General features: G+C 66.1%; 20 protein-coding genes and 1 other RNA gene. 5 read left to right on the forward strand and 16 right to left on the reverse strand.

Going from position 1 to position 20,229, the window contains the following annotated elements:
- Positions 1–21: 21 nt before the first annotated feature.
- The 3 genes from KBZ19_RS03185 to KBZ19_RS03195 form a co-directional block, all read right to left on the reverse strand.
- Positions 22–501 carry a hypothetical protein gene (locus tag KBZ19_RS03185; protein ID WP_255099734.1) on the reverse strand — a complete coding sequence of 160 codons (480 nt, stop codon included), beginning with the start codon at positions 499–501 and terminating at the stop codon, positions 22–24.
- A 463-nt stretch (positions 502–964) separates the two neighbouring features.
- Positions 965–1,183 (reverse strand): hypothetical protein, encoded by a 219-nt coding sequence (locus KBZ19_RS03190; RefSeq protein ID WP_094510356.1) that lies wholly within the window; start codon positions 1,181–1,183, stop codon positions 965–967.
- Between the two features lie 153 nt (positions 1,184–1,336).
- Positions 1,337–1,600, reverse strand: coding sequence for a DUF6737 family protein (locus tag KBZ19_RS03195; protein WP_233132723.1), 264 nt, complete (start codon positions 1,598–1,600; stop codon positions 1,337–1,339).
- A 250-nt stretch (positions 1,601–1,850) separates the two neighbouring features.
- Between KBZ19_RS03195 and KBZ19_RS03200 the strand changes: the two genes are divergently transcribed.
- A complete protein-coding gene (locus KBZ19_RS03200) occupies positions 1,851–3,719 on the forward strand; it encodes a GGDEF domain-containing protein (RefSeq protein ID WP_255099735.1) in 1,869 nt (622 codons plus the stop codon).
- 56 nt (positions 3,720–3,775) lie between these two features.
- Here the strand turns inward: KBZ19_RS03200 and KBZ19_RS03205 are convergent, their stop codons facing one another.
- Positions 3,776–4,018, reverse strand: coding sequence for a hypothetical protein (locus tag KBZ19_RS03205; protein WP_094510467.1), 243 nt, complete (start codon positions 4,016–4,018; stop codon positions 3,776–3,778).
- Between the two features lie 103 nt (positions 4,019–4,121).
- Here KBZ19_RS03205 and KBZ19_RS03210 point away from each other — a divergent pair, with 103 nt between their 5' ends.
- Both KBZ19_RS03210 and KBZ19_RS03215 read left to right on the forward strand, forming a co-directional pair.
- Positions 4,122–5,315 (forward strand): glycosyltransferase, encoded by a 1,194-nt coding sequence (locus KBZ19_RS03210; RefSeq protein ID WP_255099736.1) that lies wholly within the window; start codon positions 4,122–4,124, stop codon positions 5,313–5,315.
- A 259-nt stretch (positions 5,316–5,574) separates the two neighbouring features.
- Positions 5,575–6,405, forward strand: a complete 831-nt coding sequence (locus KBZ19_RS03215) for a sugar transferase (RefSeq protein WP_255099737.1) — start codon at positions 5,575–5,577, stop codon at positions 6,403–6,405.
- A gap of 124 nt (positions 6,406–6,529) precedes the next feature.
- On the opposite strand, the gene KBZ19_RS03220 is transcribed toward KBZ19_RS03215, so the two are convergent.
- The 6 genes from KBZ19_RS03220 to KBZ19_RS03245 all read right to left on the reverse strand — a co-directional run bounded on the left by KBZ19_RS03220 (position 6,530) and on the right by KBZ19_RS03245 (position 12,523).
- Positions 6,530–7,666 carry a CobD/CbiB family cobalamin biosynthesis protein gene (locus tag KBZ19_RS03220; protein WP_255099738.1) on the reverse strand — a complete coding sequence of 379 codons (1,137 nt, stop codon included), beginning with the start codon at positions 7,664–7,666 and terminating at the stop codon, positions 6,530–6,532.
- Positions 7,663–8,949 (reverse strand): hypothetical protein, encoded by a 1,287-nt coding sequence (locus tag KBZ19_RS03225; protein WP_255099739.1) that lies wholly within the window; start codon positions 8,947–8,949, stop codon positions 7,663–7,665. Before KBZ19_RS03225 ends, KBZ19_RS03220 begins: the two co-directional genes overlap by 4 nt.
- 16 nt (positions 8,950–8,965) lie before the next feature.
- Positions 8,966–9,961, reverse strand: coding sequence for a ketol-acid reductoisomerase (gene ilvC, locus KBZ19_RS03230; protein WP_255099740.1), 996 nt, complete (start codon positions 9,959–9,961; stop codon positions 8,966–8,968).
- A gap of 59 nt (positions 9,962–10,020) precedes the next feature.
- The gene (locus KBZ19_RS03235) at positions 10,021–10,623 is read right to left on the reverse strand and encodes an ATP-dependent Clp protease proteolytic subunit (RefSeq protein WP_094510352.1); all 603 of its coding nucleotides are present in this window, start codon (positions 10,621–10,623) and stop codon (positions 10,021–10,023) included.
- Between the two features lie 85 nt (positions 10,624–10,708).
- Positions 10,709–11,380, reverse strand: a complete 672-nt coding sequence (locus KBZ19_RS03240) for an ATP-dependent Clp protease proteolytic subunit (protein ID WP_094510351.1) — start codon at positions 11,378–11,380, stop codon at positions 10,709–10,711.
- Between the two features lie 30 nt (positions 11,381–11,410).
- A complete protein-coding gene (locus KBZ19_RS03245) occupies positions 11,411–12,523 on the reverse strand; it encodes a PIN/TRAM domain-containing protein (protein WP_094510350.1) in 1,113 nt (370 codons plus the stop codon).
- 89 nt (positions 12,524–12,612) lie between these two features.
- On the opposite strand from KBZ19_RS03245, the gene hemW reads away from it, so the two are divergent.
- Positions 12,613–13,914 (forward strand): radical SAM family heme chaperone HemW, encoded by a 1,302-nt coding sequence (gene hemW / locus KBZ19_RS03250; protein WP_255099741.1) that lies wholly within the window; start codon positions 12,613–12,615, stop codon positions 13,912–13,914.
- Here the strand turns inward: hemW and panB are convergent.
- Entirely contained in the window at positions 13,796–14,608 is an 813-nt protein-coding gene (gene panB, locus KBZ19_RS03255) for a 3-methyl-2-oxobutanoate hydroxymethyltransferase (RefSeq protein WP_094510463.1), read from the reverse strand. The genes hemW and panB overlap by 119 nt on opposite strands.
- A 46-nt stretch (positions 14,609–14,654) precedes the next feature.
- Here panB and ffs point away from each other — a divergent pair.
- An RNA gene (gene ffs / locus KBZ19_RS03260) (signal recognition particle sRNA small type) lies at positions 14,655–14,751 on the forward strand.
- Between the two features lie 173 nt (positions 14,752–14,924).
- Here ffs and ftsZ read toward each other — a convergent pair.
- From ftsZ to miaB, 5 genes are all read right to left on the reverse strand, one after another.
- On the reverse strand, positions 14,925–16,085 hold the full coding sequence (gene ftsZ / locus KBZ19_RS03265; RefSeq protein ID WP_399220081.1) for a cell division protein FtsZ: 1,161 nt from the start codon (positions 16,083–16,085) through the stop codon (positions 14,925–14,927).
- A gap of 169 nt (positions 16,086–16,254) precedes the next feature.
- Positions 16,255–17,097: a cell division protein FtsQ/DivIB gene (locus KBZ19_RS03270; protein ID WP_233132719.1), complete on the reverse strand. Its 843-nt coding sequence runs from the start codon at positions 17,095–17,097 to the stop codon at positions 16,255–16,257.
- Entirely contained in the window at positions 17,094–17,504 is a 411-nt protein-coding gene (locus KBZ19_RS03275) for a hypothetical protein (RefSeq protein ID WP_094510347.1), read from the reverse strand. Before KBZ19_RS03275 ends, KBZ19_RS03270 begins: the two co-directional genes overlap by 4 nt.
- Complete coding sequence (locus KBZ19_RS03280) at positions 17,501–18,598, reverse strand: D-alanine--D-alanine ligase family protein (RefSeq protein ID WP_255099743.1); 1,098 nt, start codon at positions 18,596–18,598, stop codon at positions 17,501–17,503. The genes KBZ19_RS03275 and KBZ19_RS03280 overlap by 4 nt, the downstream gene beginning before the upstream one ends.
- A 73-nt stretch (positions 18,599–18,671) precedes the next feature.
- Entirely contained in the window at positions 18,672–20,108 is a 1,437-nt protein-coding gene (gene miaB, locus KBZ19_RS03285; protein ID WP_315855839.1) for a tRNA (N6-isopentenyl adenosine(37)-C2)-methylthiotransferase MiaB, read from the reverse strand.
- Positions 20,109–20,229: the final 121 nt, after the last annotated feature.

Below are 20,229 nucleotides of genomic sequence, written 5' to 3' on the forward strand. Positions count from 1 at the left end.
GCCCATGCGGCAGGAGCGAGCTCAGGGCTCGGGGCAGGACACCAGCCGGTGAGGCAGCTCGCTGCCGGGACACAGCCCCCAGGTGCGCCCGGAATCGGCATGCAGCCAGCGCACCACGCGAGCACCACCTGTTGCACCTGGCGGTTTCGGCTCAACCTGTCCCGCCTCGATCAGCTTCTGCGCCGGCATCACCTGCCGCAAGATCGCCTGCTCTGGCAGCGTGATCACGCTGAGGTTCACGGCATCGCGGCGGTAGTCGTAGCGGCAGAAACCCAGGCCCGTGCCCGAGCAGTCACTCAGGCTGGCCAGGCTGTTGCCGGCCAGCTTGCGATCAAGCGCATCCGGCTGGCGCCCGGGGGCCGGGCGCCAGCCGAGCCTGCGCAGATGCCTGTCGGCGGCCAATACCGGCCAGCCCACCCGCAGCAGACCCGCCAACGCCGGCGGCGAGGGAACTGGGGGAGCCGAGCCAGTGAGCAGGGCAGCACCCAGCAGGCCTGCCAACCCCCCCGGCAGCAGAACGAACGCACAGGAGGAGCACCGGCGCGCGATCCCCTGGGACAGGGCGGGAAATGGAGGGGTGGATCTTCTGCGCATGCCGTGATGGCCACCCGAGCCGTTTTTTCCTTCCTGGGATTCCCTGGCTGGGGAGCCCTTCATCTGCACCTGCCCCACGCGGGCAACCCGGCCGCCGCTGCTCTGCGGTTGGAAACGGCAAGCCTCGACGGCGAAGCCGAACACCCAGGAGCAGGAGGCGGCGGCGGTGGGCTGCTCACGGGCTTTCTGCGTCGCTATGGGGAAGGAGAGCCCGTGCCCTCCCCTGATCACTGTCTTGGCTGCCTCTACCGCTATCGGATCGTGTTCCGGGCCTCAGGCCGCTGGCCCCTGCGGATCTCGATGTGGTCGCGCTCCGAGGATGAGTCCATTTGGAGCCGACATTGCGGCCCGATGCCCCTGGAGGACTTTGTCAATCGGTTTCATCCGGGAGAGCTCCAGCAGGAATCGGCCCCGGGCGCTTGGCCCGCCTGAGGTCGTGGAGGCCTTCGAGCTGGTTGTACACCGCCAGCAGTTGCAGGCGGATGTGATCAGTGTTCTCGAGTTTGGCGAGGCTGGCCAGAGCCAGCTCAATCTGGGCTTTGCTGTCGATCAGCAACCGGCACTCGTTCGTACCCGGTTCGTAGCTCATGGTGTCGTTCTCTGATCAGGGCTCATGCGGATCGCCATCGGCAGGGTCCCTGCGTTAGCGCCATGAGAGACACCCTATTCAAGGGTCTGGGCACTCCCCTGCTGTCAGATCGGTTGCCATTTCCACAGCTGTTCGTCCGCTGGTCACACCCGGTCACGGGTCCAGGTCCGGGGATTCATTGACGCCCGGATCAGTCACACCACCAGCGTCCATGAGCTGGCCATCTTCGGCAGCAGCAGGCACCAGCACCAGGAACAGCCACCACCACGCCAGTACGGCGGCCACCACCGGTGCGGAGATCCACCAACGAGGCAGCAGCACAAGGCTGGCCGCGCCTATAGCAAGGCCGGTGCCGACGATCGACCAAGGCTGGCACCACCAGGGCTTGTGGCTCCAGAACTGGGCAGATGGGGTCATCAGAAAGCCCAAGAGACATGTTTCTCCATTCTGACGGAGGCCACCGATCACATTCTCAGGGAATGGTCATAGGCACGCGCTCACGGGCAGAGGCGCTTCGGGGGACAGGGCGAACAACAAGCCCTGTTGACGGCATACAAGCCTTCCTGAGGAGGCAAGCGAGCGCACAAAATCAGCCGGCAGAAGAGGCCCAGTAACGATCCATACGAAACTTGGCAGGCGCATCAATCATTAAGCATGTATATTAAGTTTGGAGCCATTTCCTTCCGGAACACACTTTTTGCCGGCCCGCCAACCACATCCCACGATCCCGGCCTTTGCCATACTCCTCTGGGGGGCCATCTTTGGCACCCTAATCAATGTTCCAATTACAATTGGCATTCATATCTTTTTTGGCTCGATCTTTGCCGTTCTTGCACTCCTCATCTGGCAGCAGTGGTGGGGATTGGCCATCGGCGGGCTCGCAGCACTTGTCACCTGGGCCACATGGGGGCATCCGTGGGGAACAATTATTTATGTTCTTGAAATCACCTGGCTATCGGTTGCCACAAACAGGGAGTCCAAGGCCCAGGAACGCGTTATCAACGATCGCATCATCCTTCACGATCTGACGTTTTGGCTTCTTGCTGGCATCCCACTTACATTCGTTTTCTATCACCTATTCCTGGGAGTTGATCTTACCCCTACTACCCTTATCGCTCTCAAACAGGCCGTCAATGGGGTCCTCAATACCTTGATGGCCGTGTTGCTGGTCCTGGTTTATCGGCTGTGGATCCGACCAAGGCCGGATCAGAGCGTTTCCATACGAACGGCAATATTCGCCTTTGGCCTTCTCTCCTTGCTCACGCCTTCACTGATCACATGGGGGCTGTCTGCGAATCAACTCGTCAAAGTCTCGCAACGCGATGAACTGAACAACTTGGTCAACATTGCTCATGCCTCCCGATCCCTTCCCGATTCCTTTTTGAAAGACAAAGGATCAGATTTTTGGATTGGCAGAGAGCGCGTTGCAATTGAAAGAGAACGCAAAGTCACCACCCAATACAGCAAGACCAAAGTCAGCAGAGTCAATTCAAACCCAGCTCTTTTCCACATCCTGGATCACCAGTACCTGAATGGCAGCGCAAAATTCATCACTCAGAATGGACTCACGATCTTGATCCCTCAAGACGGCGATGTTCCCCTCATGAAGCTACTGAATAGCTACTGGGAAACAAAAGTTCAAATGCTAAATCAGGATTCCCAAGGGACTTCTCCCCTTGCCTCCAATGAGGTGATCACACGCGTTGTCTCTCCAGCGGCCCCACTCATCAGGAAGCTACAGAGGGAATCCTTGCATACTTTTGGCCTTCTTGGCTTGTTGTTGCTTGTGGGGGTCTTGATCACCGAACAGCTTGCCAGGATGTTTGAGAATGAAATACAGAAGCTATTGAAGCCATTGACATCCGAGCCACGGGCCGAACTCTCAGGAGAATCGAGCATGCTGATGCCAACCTTGGCGGTAACCGCAATCAGCGAATTCGCCACAATGATCAATCTGATCAACATGCGAATTCAACGAATCAATCAGCTTACGCTTGAGCTCGCTCGCTCTCGCGATCAGATGGCCGAGCTGAGCATGACAGATGCGCTCACTGGCTGCAGAAATCGGCGTGATTTTCATTTGCGTTTAGGAGAGGAAGTGGCCAGAGCCAAGCGAAGTCAGCATCCCTTGACGGGGATTCTTCTTGATATCGATCACTTCAAGGAGATTAACGATCGCTTCGGACACCCCTTTGGAGACAAAGCTCTTCAGGCCGTAGCCCATGCGGTCAGCACCGGCATACGGGCGACTGACTATTGTTTTCGCTATGGAGGCGAGGAGTTTGTGATCCTGTTGATTGACTGCCCACAGGACCGAGCTCTGGTGATCGCTGAATCTTTACGGTTCAAAGTGCAGGAGCTAAGGATCTCTAGCGGAGATGTTGCCACCTCGGTGAGCATGAGTCTCGGAGTCGCTTCGCTGCACCTTGAGGAAGACGACGCGGATACCTTCCTGGCACGCATGGACAAAGCGCTTTACACGGCAAAACGCAGCGGACGCAACAGTGTCGTGGTAGCCCCGGCTTATGAGCACTAAGACCAATCCGGCTGGCTGCGCCGACGGAGAAATGACTCGGTAGCTTTCCGCAGGCCTCAGGAATGGAACAGCAGCACCAGGCCCTTACGGAGCTGGTGAAACTCGCGCTCCTCCCGGCTCAGATCCAGACCCACCAGCAGGCCTTCCTTCAGTGCCACCTCGAAGGGAGGTACAGCTGGCGGTTGTCCCGCTCGCCAAAGCGCGGCGATGCCTACAGCCGTGGCATGCCACTGGAAGCAGTCGGTCTCGCCGATCGAGGGTTCCTCGAGGGCGTCTTCAAGCAGATCGCGAATCGGCATGGCGACCATGGACTGGGTTCAGCATCCAGACCAGCGGCAGGGATGGCAATCCACTGAGAGCTTTCGTGACCTCGCAGGCCATCGGAGCGCCTACCGTGCCGCCATGCCCAGGGTGCCCGACCAGATCGCTCTCGTTCACGAGTGGTTCACCCCCCGGTCCGTGGGCGGCTCGGAGCTAGTGGTCCAGGAAATGGACGCCCTGCTGCATCCGCACCTGTTCGCGCTTGTGGACGGGGAAAGCCGCCGGCCCCAGAGCTGGCTGCACAGGCGCACGATCCGCACCTCCTTCATCCAGCAACTGCCCTGGGGGGTCAGTCACGTGCAGCAGTATCTGCCCCTGCTGCCCCTGGCGATCGAACAGCTCGACCTGCGGGGCTATCCGCTGGTGCTGAGCAGCTCCCATCTGGTGGCCAAGGGCGTGCTCACCGACCCCGAACAGCTGCACGTCAGTTACGTGCACACCCCGGTGCGCTACGCCTGGGACCAGATGCACGCCTACCTGTCGCGCTCCGCCATCGCCCGCAGTCCGCTGGGGCCGCTGCTGCGCTGGCAGCTGCACCAACTGCGTCAGTGGGACGTGGTCAGTGCCGGTCGCGTCGATCGGATCCTCGCCAACTCCCGCTTCACCGCACGCCGCATCCGGCGCTACTGGGGCCGCCGTAGTGCGGTGCTGCACCCACCGGTGGCGGTCGATCGCTTCGATTGCCATCTGCCCCGCGACGACTTCTATCTCTCCGTCTGCCGGTTGGTGCCCTACAAGCGGGTGGACCTGATGGTGGAGGCCTTCAACCGCACCGGTCTGCCGTTGTGGCTGGTGGGTGACGGGCCGGAACGGCAGCGCCTGGAGCAGCTGGCGGGTCCGAGCGTGCGTTTCCTCGGGCGCTGTTCGGAGGAGGAGGTGAACGGCCTGATGGGTCGCTGCCGAGCATTTCTGCATGCCGGCCTGGAGGATTTCGGCATCGCGCCGGTGGAGGCCATGGCGGCGGGAGCGCCAGTGATCGGTCTGGGGCAGGGGGGCCTGCTCGACAGTGTCCGTTGCCTCAACAGCGGCAGCGCGCACCCCACCGGCCTGTTGTTCGACGCGCCCACCAGCTCCAGCCTCGTGGCAGCCCTGGAGCAGTTCGAACAGCAACGCCTCTGGTCCCGGTTCCCGCCCGAGCGGCAACGGGCATGGGCCGAGACCTTCGCCCCCGAGCGCTTCCGGGAGCGGCTGCTGGGCTTACTGGAGCGCTACTGGCAGCAGCACGGGGTCCGCCTGAGTCAGGGCCGTCAGCCCCTTCCATGGCCCCAGGGCTGAGCCACGGCTCCAGGGGAACGCACACTCTGAGTTGAGCCTGCCGGAGCCGAGCGGCTTGCCAGAGCGCGCAAAGGTAAGCATCGCTCAGAGTTGAACAGAGCCCCATGGTGAGCAGGGCGCTGCGTCGTGCGGCAGTTTGCGTCCAGAACTGTGGACCTCAAGGGTGCTGAGAGGCCCTGGCTGTGCCTCTGGTCTGAGTGACCTTGCTGGCTTGTGGGAGAACAAAACGATTTTTAGAGTTTCAACACCAAGGGGCGAGATGGTGAACGCCAGCAGCAACCCCTACAGACCCGCCACCCTGCCACCGTTCCTGTCCGCATCAGCGACCCCTTCCACCCTTTCCCACTCCGCCGCCCTGTCCGCCACTTCCTCCGCCATCACCCCGCTGCCAGGCAGGAGATCCGCACTCACTGCCGTGCCGACTTCCCGCGATCGGCCCACCGCGGCGCAATTGATCGAAGCCCAGAGCACCACATCCCGGGTGGTCAAGCGGACCGGTGACATCGTCTTTTCGCTGGCGGTGCTAGGGCTCGGTAGCCCGTTGTTCCTGATGTTGGCAGCCCTAGTAAAGGTGAGTTCGCCTGGGCCGGTGTTCTACGTGCAGCGGCGCATCGGACGGGGCTTCCGCGATTTCGGTTGCATCAAATTCCGCACCATGCGTAAAGATGCTGACCTCATGCTTCAGGCGTTGCTCGAGCAATCCCCTGAACTCAAACGCGAATACGGCAAGGATTTCAAACTCAAGGCCGATCCCAGGATCACACCGATTGGCCGCTTTCTGCGTCGCTCCAGCCTTGATGAGCTGCCCCAATTCCTCAATGTGCTTCGAGGTGAAATGAGCGTGGTGGGTCCCCGGCCGATCGTCAGGGACGAGCTCAGGCGCTACGGGCGCCGCATGAATGAGGTGCTGGCAGTAAGGCCCGGGATTACCGGCCTCTGGCAGGTGTCGGGGCGCAACAATCTCCGCTACGCCGAACGGGTGCGGATGGATGTGGCCTATGCCCGCCACCGCAGCTTCCGCGCCGATCTTTCGATCATTCTGCGCACTGTGGGCGTGGTCCTCTTCCCGAGAGACCGCGGCGCATACTGAGCAACGCAGACTGGTTGGCGTTCGGCAAACCGAGTTTTCCGAGCGCAGCCAGCCGCGTCTGACGGCATTGGAAGCCAATCAGTCGCAGGCAGCCAGAGTCAAGCCGCGCGTGGACAACCAGGAGTCAACGCGGTCTCAGGTCCGCGATGAGCACCAGCAGCGGCAACGCCACGAGCAGCCACAGCAGCTCCAGTTGCCGGGACAGCCGCAACAGGCGCTCCACGCCTGCCTGGTCTGCTGCCGGCCAGCCCGCCCCGAGCAACGGTTTGTCGATCCGCACACCGCCGTAGTGATTGGCGCCGCCAAGGCGCAGGTGGGCGGCGGCAGCGAAGGCCGCCTGCGACACGCCCGCATTCGGCGACGGGTCGGGGCCGCCCTCCCGCAAGGCCAGCCGCAGCTGGGCCACGGCCTGCGAACGGCCGGCCTGCAACAGCGGGAGGGTGAGTGCCACCAGACGGCAGGGCAACCAGGTGAGCAGGTCGTCGAGCCGGGCGCCGGCGGTGCCCAGCCAGCGCAGCCGCCCACGCCGGTACCCCAGCATCGAATCCAGCGTGCTGCTGGCCTTGAAGGCCCAGCCGAGCGCCAGCGGCCCGGGCACAGGGGGCACACCGTGGGCCAGGGTGTGCCCAGTCACGATCAGACCGTCTGCGGAGACCATCAGGCCCGCTGCGGGCGGCATCAATCCAGCCGTCAGCCAGAGGCCGGCGCCCACAAGCAGCCAGAAGAGCGGGGCAAACAGCCCGTCCACGCTGTTTTCGGCGGCGGTTTCTGCGGCTGCCCGCAGGATGCCGGCCTCGTCCAGCTGGTCGACGTCACGGCCCACGATCCACGCCAGGCGACCCCTGGCCTCCGCCAGTGCCTCGGGAGAGGGCGGGGCCTCGGCCGGATGCCGCTCCAGCGGCGCCACCGCCGCCCGCACCGCCTGCTCCAGGCTTGCTCCCGCCAGGCAGCTGGTCAGGCCCAGCCAGAGCAACGGCAGACCCAGCGCCGGCTGGCGCCAGGCCAGCGCCTCCAGCAGCCAACCGGCTCCAGCACTGCCGCCCACCAAGAGCACGGTGATGCAGGCACCGGCCAGGCGAAGCCGCCCAGGCCGATCGCCGGCCCAGGCTTCGGCGCTCCGGCGCAAGACGCTGATCCACCAACCCATCACCTGCACCGGATGCAGCCAGCCGGCGGGATCGCCGAGCCAGCGGTCAAGGCCGCAGGCCGCTGCCACGGTCAGCCAGGCCAGCAGGGCAGCAGCTGCACCGCTGCTGCTCAAGCCAGTCCTCGGCGGCGGCCCGCCAGTGACAGGGGCAAGGCGGCGGCGGCGAACGCCAGCACCTGCAGGGGCAGCGCCAGAGGCAGACCAAGCAACTGGGCGGTGCCGCCCATCAGCAGGCTGCCGGCCAGGGCTCCGACACCACTGGAGCGCGCCAGGATCTGCCACCGCAGCGGCTCGTCCGTGGCGGAGTCATCTGGATGAGTGTCCAGCGTGGCCACCAGCCGGGCATCGCTCAAAGCGGCCAGGGCCCCCATCGGCAGGAACAGCACCAGGGGGCCCCAGCCCGGCAGCCACTGGGTGGCCGCCAGCGTGAAGGCCAGCAGGAGGTAGGGAAGGCCCCGGGCCGGATGCAGCCGCCACGGCCCGGGGTGCGCCGCTGCGGCAACGAGGGCAGGCGGGGACGGCAGGGAGCCAGCGGGTCCTGCGGCGGCGAGGAGGCGTCCCAGCCCGTAGGCGGTGAGCACCATGCCGAAATCGAAGCAGCTGCCCCCCCCGAGCTGACGCACCCAGAGGGGCAGCAAGCCGAACAGGCTGCCGAACAGAATCCCCTGCAGGCAGCAGCGCCAGTTCAAGGACACGCCGCCGCCAGGGTTGGCCCCAGCGGCCGCCGCCACTGCGGTGGAAGCGGCTACGGCGGAAGCTGTTAAGGCCGTAGAGGATCCTACTGAGGCGAGATCTGGGCCTGAGCGAGGGGGGAGGTGGCGACGACCCGGGCGGCGCGAGAGCAGGGCAGCAGGCAGCAGCGGCAGCAGCAGCACGAGTGCCTGCGAGAACTGCAGCACCGCCTTGCCGATCGGAAACAGCAGGGCCGTGAGCAGGTGGCCCAGCAGGGCGCCGAGCTCGGAGCCGGAGCGCAGACGCCGCATGGAAATCCCCTGGACTCCCACCAGGAACCGCTGCAGCGGCAGCTGGCCGATCTGCAGGCCCAGTCCGAACAGCAGCACCGCCAGCAAGGCCAGCGCCAGGGGCAGGACAACACCGCCGCCGACCGCAGCAGAGGCTGCGCCAGTGGCTGAGGCAGTAGCCGTGGCAGGGTCGAGGTTCTGGCCGTGCAGCCCGATGGCCAGCAGCAGCAGGGTGGCGAGCAGCTGCAACAGGCTGCCCAGCAACGGCTGCTGCGGTAACGGCATAAGTGCCGCCGCCGTGGCCAGCACGGGCAGGAGGCTGTTGATCAGCGGCGAGGCCGTGAGGCCGCTCACCAGCCAGGCCGCGGACGCCAGGGTGAGGCTGGCGCTTGCCTGGGCACTTCCCCAGGCCAGGGAAAGCAGGCCGCGGCGCATGGCTGGCTGCTCAGGATCAGGCCACTTTGAGCCAGCTGAACATGGCGCGCAGCCCCTTGCCGACCTTCTCGATCGGATGGTGGGCATCGCGCTCGCGGGCGGCGGTCATGGCGGGCTTGCCCGCCTCACATTCGGCCACGAAATTGCGGGCGAAGGTGCCGTCCTGGATGTCGGCGAGGATGCGCTTCATCTCCGCTTTGGTGTCGTCGGTGATCAGGCGCGGGCCGCTCACGTAATCGCCGTATTCGGCGGTATTGGAGATCGAATCGCGCATGGCGGTGAGACCGCCCTTCACCATCAGATCCACGATCAGCTTCACTTCGTGCAGGCACTCGAAATAGGCCAGCTCGGGCTGATAGCCGGCATCCACCAGGGTTTCGAAGCCTGCTTTCACCAGTTCGCTGAGGCCACCGCAGAGCACGGCCTGTTCGCCGAACAGGTCGGTTTCGGTTTCCTCCTTGAAGTTGGTTTCAAGGATGCCGGCGCGGGTGCCGCCGATCGCCTTGGCGTAGGCCATGGCCAGGGGCCGGGCCTGGCCGCTGGCGTCCTGCTCGATCGCGAACAGGGCGGGCACGCCCTGGCCGTTCTGGTATTCCCAGCGCACGGTGTGGCCGGGACCCTTGGGGGCGATCATCACCACGTCAACGTCCTTGGGAGGCACCACCAGGCCGAAGCGGATGTTGAAGCCGTGGGCGAAGCTGAGGATCTTGCCGGCGCTCAGATGGGGCGCGATTTCGGCGTCGTAGACCTTCTTCTGGGTTTCGTCGGGCAGGAGCACCATGATCCAGTCGGCCCGCTCGGCCGCCTCGGCCACCCTGAGCACTTCCAAGCCATCGGCTTTGGCCTTCTCGGCCGAGCGGCTGCCTTCATAAAGGCCCACCACCACATTCACCCCACTGTCCTTGAGGTTCAGGGCATGGGCGTGGCCCTGGGAGCCATAGCCGATGATGGCCACCGTTTTGCCGTCAAGCAGGCTCAGATCGGCGTCGGGGTCGTAGAAAAGCTGGGCCATCCGGCGAATCGGGCAGGGCAAACAGCGACTTTACGGTCGCGCCCCACCCGACCTTGGGCTCAGACCTCGCTGGGGTGGTCGATCACCCGATCGATCAGCCCGTAAGCCTTGGCCTCGGCGGCACTGAGGAAGTAGTCGCGGTCGGTGTCTTTGGCGATCTTCTCCAGGCTCTGGCCGGACATGTCCGCCAGACTCTGGTTGAGCATGTCCTTGATGCGCAGGATCTCGCGCGCCTCGATCTCGATGTCGCTGGCCTGGCGCTGGCTGGTGCCGCCAAGGGGCTGGTGGATCATGATCCGCGCGTGCGGCAGGGCGAGCCGTTTGCCCTTGGTGCCTGCCGCCAACAGGAAGGCGCCCATACTGGCCGCCAGACCCACGCAGATGGTGATCACCTCCGACTTCACATACTGGATGGTGTCGAAGATCGCCAGACCCGCCGTGACCGAGCCACCCGGCGAGTTGATGTAGAGGTAGATCGGTTTGCTGTTGTCGTCGGAATCGAGGTAGAGCATCTGCGCCACCAGGCTGTTGGCGATGCCGTCGTTCACCTCCGAGCCCAGAAAGAGAATGCGCTCCACGCCGAGCCGCGTGTAGATGTCCACCCAGCGCTCGTACTGGCTGCCGGGGAGACGGTAAGGAACGCTGGGGGTGCCGATGGGCATGGCGAGAGAGTGGTGAGGGTGCGGAAAACGTTGCGGGAACAGGAAGGCGGAAACAAGCAGGCAGAAGTGGCCGGCCCGCGCGGCATCAGACGGCGCCAGCCAGCGGCACCGGCACCTTCTGGGTGGTGAGGATGCGGTCGATCAGGCCGTATTCCAGGGCCTCGCGGGGGGTGAGGTAGGTCATGCGGTCGGAGTCCTTGCTGAGCTGCTCCACGCTGCGGCCGGTGGTTTCCGAAAGCATCTCCAGCATGGTGCGCTTGTTGGTGAGCACTTCCTGGGCACGGATCTGGATGTCGCTGGCCTGGCCGCGGGCGCCGGAGCGGGGCTGGTGCAGCACGATCGAAGCATGGGGCAGGGCCGCCCGGTGCCCCTTGGCCCCAGCCGAGAGGATCATCGCGGCGGTGCCCATCGCCTGGCCGATGCAGATCGTGTGCACCGGCGGCTTCACGTAGCGGATCGTGTCGCAGATAGCGAAGGCCTCGGTTTCAAAGCCGATCGCGTCACCGGAATACCAGCTGGTGCCGGTGGAATTGATATAGAAGAAGATCGGCTTCTCGGGATTATCGAACTCCAGATAAAGCATCTGGGCGATGATCAGCTCAGTCACGTCCACGCCCATCTGGCGCTTGGCGTCGTCGTCGGAGAAGAGGGGCAGGCCCAGGTAAACGATGCGTTCCTTGAGCAGCAGCGACGGCAGGTCGGGCGGCGGTGTGCGCATCACGGCGGAATCGCCGTAGTAGGGAGCCGACACCGACATCAGGGAACGCCCGGAAAACCTCTTGGGAGCCTAGCGGGGGCCTGCGGGCTGACGGACCTCGGCGGCAGGTCGGGGATCCTCATGGTCGCAGCGGGCGAACACCATGCGGCCGGTGGGCGTCTGCAGGGCGCCCGTGACGGTGACCGGCAGCCGCTGGCCGATGCGCTTGCGGGCAGCCTCCACCACCACCATGGTGCCGTCTTCCAGGTAACCCACGCCCTGGTCGGCCTCCTTGCCTTCACGCACGATCTTGAGCTGCAGGGCATCGCCTGGTTGCACCTCAGGCCGCAGGGCCACCACCAGGGCGCTGAGGTTCATCACCTTGAGCTCCTGCACCTGGGCCACCTTGGCCAGGTTGTAGTCGGCGGTGAGCAGGGTGCCGCCGGTGTCGGCGGTGAGCTTGAGCAGCTTCTCGTCGGCGCCGCTGCCCTCGTAGCGGGTGCTGTTCACCACCAGGCGGCGGCCGTAGGTTTCCCGCAGCGCCGCCAGCAGGTTGAGGCCGCGCCGGCCCTTGCCCCGTTTCTCGGCGTTGCCGGAATCGGCCAGTTGCTGCAGTTCGTCGATCACCGCCTGGGCCACGATCACCTGGCCCTCCAGCAATCCCGACTCCAGCAGCCCCCGGATGCGGCCGTCGATGATCACGCTGGTGTCGAGGATCTTGGCGGTGGCGGGCTGCAGCACCCCTTCGGCCACCAGCAACGCCTCGGCGCTGGAGGGGTTGAACAGGCGCAGCAGGGTGCGGCCGTGCACCTCGGCCAGGTTGTAGCCCAGCACGCCGAAGAACACGTTGCTGAGGATCGCCGCCAACGGCTTGACGAACACCACCTCCCAGGGAAGCGGCAGCAGCAGGATCGGCGCCAGCAGCAGGTTGGCCACCAGCAGCCCCAGGATCAAGCCCACCGCCCGGCTCACCAGCAGGTCGGTGGGCATGGTGCGCACCTGCCGCATCAGCCGGCGGCGCAGCAGCTGGAAGAAGAAGCCCGCCAACAGACCGAAGAAGGCACCGAAACCGCCCAGCACCCAGCGCAGGCCCTCCAGATTGGTGACCTGGATCAGCAGGTTTTCCGGCAGCAGATCCACCCCCAGCCAGCCGGTGGCGGCGCCGGAGATCAGAAACAGCAGCAGGATGAGCGGATCCACCATGGGTTCGGTTGTGGGGTCCCTCGGCTCAGGACCTGCAGCATGCCCGATTCCGGTCGCTTTGACCGGGCGTCGTAACCGACCATTTGGCGATGGACATCCCCACCACAGGTGAATCCCGGGGGCCGCGCAGCGCCTATGTGCATATCCCGTTCTGTCAGCGGCGCTGCTTCTACTGCGACTTCGCCGTGGTGCCGCTCGGCGATCGGGCCGATGGTGCCAGCTCCGGCTCGATCCAGGCCTACCTGAAGCTGCTGCTGAGCGAAATCGCCGCCAGCCCCGCCGGCCCGCCGCTCTCCACGGTGTATCTGGGGGGTGGCACACCTTCGCTGCTCACCCCTGGCCAGATCCGCACCGTGCTGGAGGCGTTGAAGCAGCGCTACGGCATCGCCGCCGGGGCCGAGATCACCCTGGAGATGGATCCCGCCAGTTTTGATCACCCTCGGCTCGATGGTGTGCTGGCGGCGGGGGTGAACCGCGTCAGCCTGGGGGGCCAGAGCTTCGATGACGGGGTGCTGGAGCGGCTGGGGCGGCGCCACCGGCGCCGGGATCTTTTGGAAGCGGCCAGCTGGTTGCAGCAGGCGCGCCAGCACGGTGACCTGCGCAGCTGGAGCCTGGATCTGATTCAGGGCCTGCCGCAGCAGGACCTGGCCCACTGGCGCGGGCAACTGGAGCAGGCCCTCGCCCTGAGCCCGCCCCACCTCTCGGTCTACGACCTGATCGTGGAGCCCGGCACCGTGTTCGCCCGGCGGCAACAGCAGGGCCAGCTGGAGCTGCCGGAGCCGGATCTGGGCGCCGACCTGATGGATCTCACCGGGGAGCGCCTGCGCGCGGCTGGCTACGGCCACTACGAGATCTCCAACTACGCCAGGCCTGGCCACGCTTCCCGCCATAACCGCGTGTACTGGAGCGGCGCGGGCTGGTGGGGCTTCGGCATGGGTGCCACCTCGGCGCCTTACGGCCTGCGGCTGGCCCGGCCCCGTACCCGCGCGGCCTATGCCGCCTGGTTGACAGAGGGGATGGAACAGCCCAAAGCCACAGAAACAGACCAGCCGGCAACTGAGCCCAGCGGTGGCGGCATGGCGTTCGATGAACTGATGATCGTGGGGCTGCGGCGGCGCGAGGGGGTGGCCATGGCCGAGCTGGCCAGCCGCCATGGCCTCAGCAACGCCGACCTCGAGGATCTGCTGGCCCAGCTCTCAGGCGCCCACTGCCGCGAACTGTTGCGGATCGAGGGGGGGCGCTGGCGGCTCAGCGATCCCGCCGGCCTCGCCCTCAGCAATGCGGTGCTGCGGGTGATGGTCGAATGGTGGGAGCAGCGGGCGTCCAGTCTTCCGTCCATTGGCGCAGGGCCTGCACCGCCAGCTGGCGCCCATCGATCAGTGGCGGACTGAACGGCGGCTGCCGGCTGGTCAGTCCGAGCAGATCGGCCGTGACCCGCACCTGGCCGTCGCAGTCGTCGCCGGCACCGATGCCGATCACAGGAATCGCGAGCTGGCTCCGCAGGCTGGAAGCCAGCGGGGCAGGCACATGCTCCAGCACCAGGGCGAAGCAGCCGGCCGCCTCCAGATCCCTGGCCTGGCGCCGCAACCGTTCCTGGCTGATCGGATCGTTCGCCTGGCGCCGGTAGCCCAGCTGGTGCACCGACTGGGGGGTGAGACCGAGGTGCCCCATCACCGGCACGCCACTGCGCACCAGCCGGTCCACCACCTGCACGGTTTCCGCCTCACCGCCTTCCAGCTTCACCGCCGCCGCCTCGGTTTCCTTCAGCACCCGGCCGGCGGCAGCCATGGCCAGATCACCGCCGCACTGATAACTGAGAAAGGGCAGATCACAGATCACCATGGGCCGCTCCGCCGCAGCGCCCTGTAAGCCGCGGCCCACCGCCTTGGTGTGGTGGATCATTTCCTCCAGCGTGACCGGCAAGGTGGTGGCGTGGCCGAGCACCACCATCGCCAGCGAATCGCCCACAAGCACCGCTTCCACGCCGGCGGCCTGCACCAGCGCCGCCGAGAGGGCATCCCAGGCAGTGAGCACCCGGATCGGCAGACCGGCCTGCTTGCGTTGGATCAGATCTGCAGGGCGCAGGGGCACGCGAGCTAGGGCGCAGGCACCCCCTTGCTAGCATCGCCACGACTCGGACCCACGCGGCCCGGACGCCCAAATCTGGTCAGGCCTGGAAGGGAGCAGCCACACGGGATGCTCCAGGCAGGCGTGGTCTCCGGGTCACCCTCTTCAACACAGGCTTTTCGGCTTTCAACGCAGGCCTTCCGCCGCTGAGACCCGCCGGCCAAGCTGCTACGCCGCTAGCTCTCGATAGAACGGGATCAGCTCGACTGAGATCCGCGCACAGGCCGTAGCTCATCGCCAGACGCCCTAAGGAACCCTCGAGCTGGCTGACGCTTCACTCCTCGCGGAGGTGGGACTGGCGGTTGAGCAGGAAGGGAGGAATCTTGGCGCCGCGGTGATCGGCGGGGGATTCGGCGGCTGGCGGCGTGGCGAAGGAGGGGGTGGAGCGTTCTGAGCGGTAAGGAGCACCACTCTCAAAGCCAGTGGCGATCACGGTCACGTGGATCTCGCCCTCGAGGAGGTCGTCGACGACGGCACCGATGATGATGTTGGCGTCGGGGTCGACCATGTCGTAGATGACCTCCGCCGCGGTGGTCATGTCCTCAAGGGTCATGTCCTTGCCGCCGCTCACATTGATGACACAGCCCTTGGCGCCGTCGATGCGGGCCGATTCCAGCAGCGGGCTGCTCATCGCCGCCTGAGCGGCCTCGATCGCGCGGGAGCGCCCCGAGCCCACGCCGATGCCCAGCAGAGCGGTGCCCGCAAGGGTCATCACCGAGCGCACGTCAGCGAAGTCGACGTTCACCAGGCCCGGTTTGGTGATGATGTCGCTGATGCCCTTGACGCCCTGGCGCAGGACGTCGTCGGCGTGACGGAAGGCTTCCTGAAGGGGAGCGCCGGCAATGGCATCGCGCAGGCGGTCGTTGGGGATGACGATCAGGGTGTCGACGTGCTCCGCCAGACGGGCAATGCCCTCCTCAGCCTGGCGCAGCCGCTTGCGACCCTCGAAACTGAATGGCTTGGTGACGATCCCCACGGTGAGGGCGCCGCACTCCTTGGCCACCTCGGCAAGGATCGGTGCCGCACCGGTGCCCGTGCCACCCCCCATGCCTGCGGCGATGAACACCAGATCGGCACCCTGCATCGCTTCCTGGAGCTCATTGCGGGACTCTTCCGCCGCTTTCTGACCGATGGCAGGGTTGCCACCGGCACCGAGGCCGCGGGTGAGTTTCTGGCCGAGCTGCAGCCGGTTCTGGGCCTGGGAGAGGAGCAGGGCCTGGGCGTCGGTGTTGAGCACTCGGAAGCCCACCCCCTGCAGATCGGAAGCGATCATCCGGTTCACGGCGTTGCTTCCTCCACCACCGACGCCGATCACCTCGATGCGGGCCGTCTGGCTGGGAACGATGCCGTTGCTGCTGGGATGAGAAGAAGTCACGGCGTGTCCGTTGGAGCCAACGTGGTCGACGAGGGGGAGGCCTTCCGGTGCAGTCTCCATCAAGCGCGCTGAACCGTTCATCTCGGACAGCATTATGTCCTTCAGGTGCGGGAAAAGGATTGTCTGATCCCACACATTCGCCCGAATCTTCCATTCTCGCAACCGAGCCCGTCAGGTGAGGAGAAAGGCCTGAGCGCACGGGCTGGCAGCTGCAACGGCATCGGTGGTCTCAGTTGGTAGTGGGTGGGGTACGGCGAGGGGCGGCAGACGCAGGCGTGCGCACGCTGAGGCCCAGTTCCGGTCGGTCGGGATCGCTCAGATCGATCGTGTTCACCGGCTTGCCCTTCACCCGGGCGGGAAGCTCCTCTTCCAGATGCTCCAGCACCTCGAGGCGACGGGTGAGCTGGCCATCTGGGGGCCCCAGGCGCACCTCGCCCAGGTTGCGGGTGAGCAGCACGATTGTGCCGGTGGGCTCGAAGCGGATCTGGCTGAGGTTTCCACCCAGCTGTTCCCGTTCAGCCAACACCTGGGCCAGGGGCGCTCGGTAGGCCGGCTGCCAGCCCAGCACCAGCAGGCTGCTGGGTGAGACGCCGCCGGATTTGGCCGTCAGCTGGTGGGGGCCGCAGTTCATCCAGTTGCCGAGCCGGTCCACACAGCCCCGCTGGAGGCCGGCAGGGGTGCGCCGTTCAGCCATGGCCACCGCCTGGCGATCGACCAGATCGATGCGCAGACGGGGCGGCAGCATCAGGCGCTGGACGCCCACCTGCTCCACCGGCAACGTCGCCGCCAGCCGGTCCTTGAGCTCCCGTGGCTGCAGGCTCAACAGGGTGAGTGGAAAGCGCAGCTGGGCGGCGCGGATCACCTCCTCGCGGCTCACCTGCTCACTGCCGATCACCAGCACCTGATCCGGCCCCCGCAACGACCAGCCCTGGCGCAGCAGCCCGTACCCCAGACCGGCGGCACCAGCGGAGAGCAGCAGCAGACGCCAGACATTGCGCAGGCGTTCATTGCGGCGCTGAAGGCGCAACTGGCGGCGCCGCTCCACCCCAGGAGGCAGAGGGGCCTGGCTCACAGCTCGCAACGGGAGCGGGCCATCAGGTCGTGCATCCAGCGGCGTGCACGCTCGGCATCGGAGAAGGGCACATCCTTCTGCACCCCGTTGCCCACCAGCCTGAGCCGGCAGCTGCCCTGGCTTTCTTCGGTGAGCGGCGCATCACCGGATCCAAGCGCCATCAGCTCAAGCAATTCCAGCTTGCTGATCTGGAACTCGCCCTGGGGCTTGAGTTGCCCCGCTTCAAACGTGCTCCAGATCAGCTGGCCGTCGCGCAGGAGCGCCGCCCCACAGCCATCGAGCTTGGCCAGCTCCGCCCCCAAGGCCCAGTCGCGGAAGAGACGCTGCCGCCGGCGCTCCAGCCAGCCCAGCGCCGTGAGCAATACAAACACCAGCAGCAGCGGGAGCCAGAGCAATCCGTGCGTCATGCCGCCTGAGCTCCTGCCTGCAGATCACGGCGTGATTCTCTCGCCAACTGAACCAACTCGTGCACCAGACCCTCCAGTGGAAGGTCAGTGGCCTCCCAGAGCATCGGATACATGCTCTGGGAGGTGAAGCCCGGCAGCGTGTTGATCTCGTTGAGCCAGAGATCGCCGCTGGCCTCGTCGTAGAAGAAATCCACCCGGGCGAGCCCCTCGGCCGCCACCGCCCGGCAGGCCTCGATGGCCATGGCCCGCGCCCGCTCGCTCACCGGCTCCGCCACCGGCGCCGGGATCAGGGTGTGGCTGAGCCCTTCGCTGTACTTGGCGGTGTAGTCGTACCAGTCGGCGTCGAAGCGGATCTCGCCCACCACCGAGGCGCGCAGCTGGCGTTTGCCCAGCACGGCGCACTCCAGCTCCCGCACCTTCACGCCCCGTTCCACCACCAGGCGGTGGTCATGGCGGGCCGCTTCCCGCAGCCCGGCCAGCAGGCTGGGACGGTCGATCGCCTTGCTGATGCCCACGGAAGAGCCGAGGTTGGCCGGTTTGATGAAGCAGGGGTAGCCAAGATGGTGCTCCAGTCGCTCGAGCAGCTTCAGGGGAACACCCTGGCCCTCCAGTTCTGCGGCATCCACGCCCTGGTAAGCCACCTGGGGCAGACCGGCGGCGGCGAAGGCGGCCTTCATCGCCAGCTTGTCCATGCCCACGGCGGAGCCGAGCACGCCGGATCCCACGAAGGGCACCTGCATAAGGCTGAACAGCCCCTGGATGGTGCCGTCCTCGCCGTTGGGGCCATGCAGCACCGGAAACCACACCTCCATATCAGCGGCGCCGGTGGGCAGGCCCTGGAAGCCGGCGCGCACCGGGGTGGCCGGCAACTGGTCGGCCGCCGGTGGCACGCCCTGGGCCAGCACCGCATCGGCCACCGCCGGCGGCCACCAGTGGCCCTGCAGGTCGATGTAGAAGCAGCAGAGGCGGTAACGGCCGACGTTGGCGCCACGGCGCAGGGCACCGGCCACCGTGACCGCCGAGCGGATCGAGACCGCGTGCTCCCCGGAGACCCCTCCGAACACCAGTCCGATCGTGCACGGGGCTGAGGGCATGGCGTCAGTCAGGCCGCAGGGCCGAAAGCGAGAGGCCAAACGTATCAGTGCTGGGAAGACGCGGCCCGCCGGCTCAACAGCTCAGTGCCGGCACACGCGGCAGGCCGGAGAGCGAAAACGCCCGCACCGACTCAATCTTGACCGGCACCAGCGACCCCGGTTGGATCGTCCCTGCCCCCGGTGCTGCTCCCTGCTGTGCCCGGGCTGCCGCAGGGTCAGCCGCAGCGGCGGGGAAAAAGGTGAGCCGATTGGTGCGGGTGCGGCCCATCCACTGATCGGGATGCCTGGGGTTGCGCCCCTCCACCAGCACCTCTTCGGTGCGGCCCAGATAACGCAGGCTCCGCGCCCGGGCGGTGGTCTCCACCAGGGCATTGATCTCCTGGAGCCGTTCCACCTTCACGCCTTCACTCAGCTGGCCGGGCCAGTCAGCGGCGGGGGTGCCGGGGCGGGGCGAGTAAGCGGCGGTGTTGACCTGGTCGAAGCCGATCTCCTCGATCAGGGCCAGGGTGCGGCGGAACTGGGCATCGGTTTCGCCGGGGAAGGCCACGATCACGTCGGCACTGATCGCCGCATCGGGCATGCGTTCCCGTATGCGCTCAAGGATGCGGCGGTAGCGCTCCACCGTGTAGCCCCGCGCCATCGCCTTGAGCACGTCGTCGTCGCCGCTCTGGAAGGGGATGTGGAAGTGCTCGCACACCTTGGGCAGCACGGCACAGGCCTCGATCAACCGTTCGGTGAAGTAGCGGGGGTGGCTGGTGGCGAAGCGGATCCGCTCGATCCCCTCCACGTCGTGCACCGCGTGCAGCAAGTCGGTGAGGGTGTGCGCGCGGCGGCCCTCCGGGGTGATGCCGGGCAGATCGCGGCCATAGGCATCGATGTTCTGGCCCAGCAGGGTGATCTCCTTGAAGCCCCGTGCCGCCAGCCCCTCGATCTCCAGCCGGATGGCCTGCGGGGTGCGGCTCTGCTCCTGGCCCCGCACCGCGGGCACCACGCAGTAAGTGCAGCGCTCGTTGCAGCCGTAGATCACGTTGACCCAGCCGCAGACGGCGCTGTCGCGGCGGGCGGTGGTGATGTCTTCGAGGATGTGGTGGTCGTCGGTGGCGACCACCTGCTGACCGCTGGCCACCTGCTCCAGCAGGGTGCCGAGCCGGTTGGCGTGCTGGGGGCCCATCACCAGATCAAGCTCGGGCACGCGCCTCAGCAGCGCCGCTCCCTCCTGCTGGGCCACGCAGCCCGCCACCACCAGGGTCAGGTGGGGATTGGTGCGTTTGCGCTGGGCCTGGCGGCCCAGATAGCTGTAGACCTTCTGTTCTGCGTTGTCGCGGATCGTGCAGGTGTTGTAGAGCACCAGATCAGCGGAATGTTCATCGCTGCCTGCGGCGTAGCCCATGGCTTCGAGGATTCCGGCCATGCGCTCGGAATCGGCCTTGTTCATCTGGCAGCCGAAGGTGGTGATCCAGTAGCTGCCTTTGGTGGGTGGGGTCGCGCTCATCGCACCAGTTTCGGCCATGGCATGGATCCCTGGGCAGGGTGCGTCTGCGGATCACGGCGCGAGGAGCCGGGGATGGCGCAAACCACCGGCCATGGCGGAGACTGCCGGTGGGGGGAACCGATGCACGCCCCTTTCCGAG

Source organism: Synechococcus sp. L2F (assembly GCF_024345695.1).
GTDB lineage: Bacteria > Cyanobacteriota > Cyanobacteriia > PCC-6307 > Cyanobiaceae > MW101C3.

Coding starts and splice junctions, on each gene's coding strand:
- KBZ19_RS03225 (WP_255099739.1), bottom strand. CDS start 8,949: ATGCGCCGCGGCCTGCTTTCCCTGGCCTGGGGAAGTGCCCAGGCAAGC.
- KBZ19_RS03195 (WP_233132723.1), bottom strand. CDS start 1,600: ATGACCCCATCTGCCCAGTTCTGGAGCCACAAGCCCTGGTGGTGCCAG.
- ftsZ (WP_399220081.1), bottom strand. CDS start 16,085: ATGGAGACTGCACCGGAAGGCCTCCCCCTCGTCGACCACGTTGGCTCC.
- KBZ19_RS03240 (WP_094510351.1), bottom strand. CDS start 11,380: ATGTCGGTGTCGGCTCCCTACTACGGCGATTCCGCCGTGATGCGCACA.
- KBZ19_RS03215 (WP_255099737.1), top strand. CDS start 5,575: ATGGTGAACGCCAGCAGCAACCCCTACAGACCCGCCACCCTGCCACCG.
- KBZ19_RS03210 (WP_255099736.1), top strand. CDS start 4,122: ATGCCCAGGGTGCCCGACCAGATCGCTCTCGTTCACGAGTGGTTCACC.
- KBZ19_RS03275 (WP_094510347.1), bottom strand. CDS start 17,504: ATGACGCACGGATTGCTCTGGCTCCCGCTGCTGCTGGTGTTTGTATTG.
- KBZ19_RS03280 (WP_255099743.1), bottom strand. CDS start 18,598: ATGCCCTCAGCCCCGTGCACGATCGGACTGGTGTTCGGAGGGGTCTCC.
- KBZ19_RS03190 (WP_094510356.1), bottom strand. CDS start 1,183: ATGAGCTACGAACCGGGTACGAACGAGTGCCGGTTGCTGATCGACAGC.
- KBZ19_RS03235 (WP_094510352.1), bottom strand. CDS start 10,623: ATGCCCATCGGCACCCCCAGCGTTCCTTACCGTCTCCCCGGCAGCCAG.
- hemW (WP_255099741.1), top strand. CDS start 12,613: ATGGACATCCCCACCACAGGTGAATCCCGGGGGCCGCGCAGCGCCTAT.
- ilvC (WP_255099740.1), bottom strand. CDS start 9,961: ATGGCCCAGCTTTTCTACGACCCCGACGCCGATCTGAGCCTGCTTGAC.
- KBZ19_RS03205 (WP_094510467.1), bottom strand. CDS start 4,018: ATGCCGATTCGCGATCTGCTTGAAGACGCCCTCGAGGAACCCTCGATC.
- KBZ19_RS03245 (WP_094510350.1), bottom strand. CDS start 12,523: ATGGTGGATCCGCTCATCCTGCTGCTGTTTCTGATCTCCGGCGCCGCC.
- miaB (WP_315855839.1), bottom strand. CDS start 20,108: ATGGCCGAAACTGGTGCGATGAGCGCGACCCCACCCACCAAAGGCAGC.